3 protein-coding genes are annotated in these 3317 nt (G+C 62.7%); all 3 read left to right on the top strand.

Features of this window, described 5'->3' with window-relative positions; all coding sequences use genetic code 11:
* Positions 1 to 149: 149 nt before the first annotated feature.
* The gene (locus ABSG20_RS32970) at positions 150 to 413 is read left to right on the top strand and encodes a transposase (RefSeq protein ID WP_423868630.1); all 264 of its coding nucleotides are present in this window, start codon (positions 150 to 152) and stop codon (positions 411 to 413) included.
* Positions 410 to 919 (top strand): hypothetical protein, encoded by a 510-nt coding sequence (locus ABSG20_RS32965; RefSeq protein WP_423868629.1) that lies wholly within the window; start codon positions 410 to 412, stop codon positions 917 to 919. Before ABSG20_RS32970 ends, ABSG20_RS32965 begins: the two co-directional genes overlap by 4 nt.
* 145 nt (positions 920 to 1064) lie before the next feature.
* The gene (locus ABSG20_RS32960) at positions 1065 to 2003 is read left to right on the top strand and encodes an exopolyphosphatase (protein WP_423868628.1); all 939 of its coding nucleotides are present in this window, start codon (positions 1065 to 1067) and stop codon (positions 2001 to 2003) included.
* Positions 2004 to 3317 lie beyond the last annotated feature (1314 nt).

Here is a 3317-nt window from a genome sequence, read left to right as displayed (position 1 = left end):
GAAGTGTCGCCACAGTACGTGCCATCTAACCAGCCCCCTGATTCGAAACACGAATCAGGAAAACGGACACATGGTTAACAAATCGCTAACGGATCCTTAATTGAACCGCATTGGGTCTAGGTTTCCTCTCCCCGCCGCTGGAGGCGCCCATGCCCCGTCGTTACCGGATCACCGCCGCCGAGGTGCCAGTCCACATTATTCGGCGCGGCAACAACCGCGGCGCCTGCTGCTTCGCCGATAGCGACTATGAACTCTACCTGGCGCTCCTTCAGGCCATGGCCTCGAACTTCGGCTGCGGGGTCCACGCCTATTGCCTCATGACCAGTCGCGTCCACCTGCTGCTGACACCGCTTAAGGCGGACGGCTGCGCGCTATTGATGAAGCATCTGGGCAGCGCCATGTCCAGCACGTGAACCGGACCTGCCGTAAGCGGCTGGCGGAAGGGCGCTTTGCGCTCCTGCCTCGCCCCGTCGGAACGCTACGTGGCTGGCTTGCTATCGCACCATCGAGCGCAATCCGCACCGCGCCGGCATGGCGAGCCCATCCCCGGCAATTCAGGTGGTCGAGCTACGGGATCAACGCCGAAGGCAAGGCAAGCCATCTGATCGCACCGCACGGCCCATACGTGCGGCTCGGCCGCGGCCCGGACGCGCGCCGCGAAGCCTATCGGGCCCTGTTCCGCGACGCGTTGGACGAGGCCGTTGTCAACGAGATCCGGGCGGTAGCCAATGGCGGATTCGTTCTCGGCGCGGCGCGCTTTCACGAGCAGACCGCAGCCCAGCTCGGACGCCGCGTGACGTCGGCCCAAGCCGGGCGGCCACCGCGCAAGCACCCCGAGCGCGCCAGCGTTGGGCCGAACGGTCTGCAAGCCCGGCCCGGGCGCATTGGCAGCCGTCGACGCAAAAGCCGCCGACGCTGAGGCCAGCGGGGCCGTCCAAAAGTCCGGAAACGGTGGTCTATCCCTGGTCTATCCCACTGTTTCCACCCGCTTCGGACGCTAACCTGTTCTTCAGGATTTCCGCCCATAACGACATTCTCCACGAGTTGGGGGAGGAGAAAGCCCTGTGACCGACACGAAATTCCGATTGGTGACCCGCAGCGATTTCGACGGCTTGGTATGCGGCGTGCTGCTGAAGGAAGCGGGCCTGATCGACGAAATCGCCTTCGTGCATCCGAAGGACATGCAGGACGGCAAGATCGCCATATCGGCCCGCGACATCACGACCAATCTTCCGTATGTTCCGGGATGCCATTTGGCGTTCGACCACCACTCGAGCGAGATGGAGCGAGGTGGCGGCCGACCACCGGCCAACCACATTATCGACCCCGGCGCCCTTTCGGCCGCCCGGGTCGTCTACCGCTATTTCGGCGGACCGACCCATTTCCCGAGGGTCGGTGAGGACATGATGGCCGCGGTCGACAAGGCGGATTCGGCCAGTTTCGCCCCCGACGAGATTCTGCGCCCGGAGGGCTGGGCGCTGCTGAACTTCCTGATGGATTCCCGCACCGGGCTCGGCCGCTTTCGTCAATTTCGCATTTCCAACTACGAGCTGATGATGAAGTTGATCGAGTACTGCCGCGATCATTCGGTCGAGCAGATTCTCACCTTGCCCGACATCGAGGAGCGCGTTGAACTCTATCGCCAGCACGAGACGCAGTTTCGCGAGCAACTGCTGCGCTGCTCGAAAGTCCACCGCGACCTCGTCGTGCTCGATCTGCGCAACGAACCAACCATCTTTGCCGGCAACCGCTTCATGATCTACGCGCTATTTCCGCAGTGCCGCGTCTCGACACACGTGCTATGGGGCGTCAAGCAGCAGAACACCGTGTTCGCGATCGGCAAGTCGATCATCGACCGCAGCTCGCCGATCGACGTCGGCGCGATCTGCCTCAGCTATGGCGGAGGAGGACACGCGGCGGCGGGAACCTGTCAGGTCGACAACGACCGCGCGGAGGCCGTGATGGCTGAACTGATCGGAAAGCTCGCTTCGCCCGCGCATTGATCGACGCTTCACAGCGCGGAGGCGGCCCGCGCCGTGAGGCCCCAGGCGGGGCGTGGTTGATATCGCCCTACCTGAATCCCTTCCCGCTTGCGGCCGCTTGCCGCGAGGCAAGGAACGGCGAAACCTTATTCATATCCCGGCCTCGAATTTCTTCTTGCTTTATGTCGGGCCTATGCCGACCGACAACTGAGGGGCCGAAGGCAAATTCAACTGCGGGATATGTGAGGGTGGCGCCGCATGTCTCCGGTGTGGCCCCGTGCGCGACCGGACCGCTCGTGGCCGCTTGGTAATATTCCAATGCACGTTGTGAATCCGTCCGTCTCATGCGCAGCAACTCCACAGGGACGCGGCGCGACGATTTGGGTAGAGACGGCGTCCTGAGTAGCCGCGACTCCCTCAACCGATTTCGGAGCCACAGCACCCTGCTGCCGCCCTGGTTCGGCGCTGCCGGAGTTGCTGGTGTTACTGAGTAGACTGGGAGGCAGGCCACCGGCAGGTGTATTAGGAGCTGCAGGAACTCCTGTGTAAGCACCGGGCACGCCGCCTGCTGCCGGACCCCCGGCGGCCGCACCAGAGCCGGACGTGGGGTTCGTATTTGTCGGGGCAACCCCGCCTCCGATGAGGCCCGCCGGCGGGCCCCCGCCAACCGCTCCGGCTGGCGCTCCACCGCCTACCGCTGCGCCGTAGCCGCTGGCCCCGCTCAATGATGAGCTGACCGCGCCTTGCGGACCGCCCCCCCTGCCTCCCGCGAGCGCGACGTTCATTGGCAATAGTGCGACTAACAGCGAAATGGTCAGGTTCCGAGTTTGACATGTAGTCATCATGTCCTCCGTCAAAGGTAGAACGGGGTGGCCAAGCCAAAGTGCCAGAATTCGGCAAAAAAGGGAAGAAGCACGGCCGAGTACAAAAAACAAAAACGGCCATCGCCTTATCAGCAGAGAGCCTCACCCATCATCGAGGCCGTCCCAAAACGTGCCGAAATAGTGGTCTGTCCCCGATTTCCTACAGTAGGCCTCGGCAATCCCTACTGGCACGTTGTGGGAAGGGCGCTTTGCGCTCCTGCCTCGCCCAGTCGGAACGCTATGGTGATTGAGCGCAAAACACGCCTCTTTTGAGAAACAACCGCGCGTGGATGCGCCTTGACGAGGGAGGCGCGACTCTTGTTCAGGATCGCCCAATTGGGACGGGAAGACCTCATGCGCTAGCGGTCACCCTCAAAGGCGATCGAGCCGGCGATAAAGTCCCAACACAGTCCTTATACTCGCAAGGTCGGATATGGAGACTCCTCGCCAATTACAAAAATGCGCTCACGCG

The organism is Bradyrhizobium sp. (assembly GCF_049512235.1).
In the GTDB taxonomy this organism is placed as follows: domain Bacteria; phylum Pseudomonadota; class Alphaproteobacteria; order Rhizobiales; family Xanthobacteraceae; genus Bradyrhizobium.
The sequence above is the reverse complement of the archived record's forward strand: the minus strand, read 5'-3'. Positions and strand labels throughout refer to the sequence as shown.

Bases quoted from the DNA above. Each gene is read 5' to 3' on its own strand.
- ABSG20_RS32970 (WP_423868630.1), top strand. From the start codon at position 150: ATGCCCCGTCGTTACCGGATCACCGCCGCCGAGGTGCCAGTCCACATT.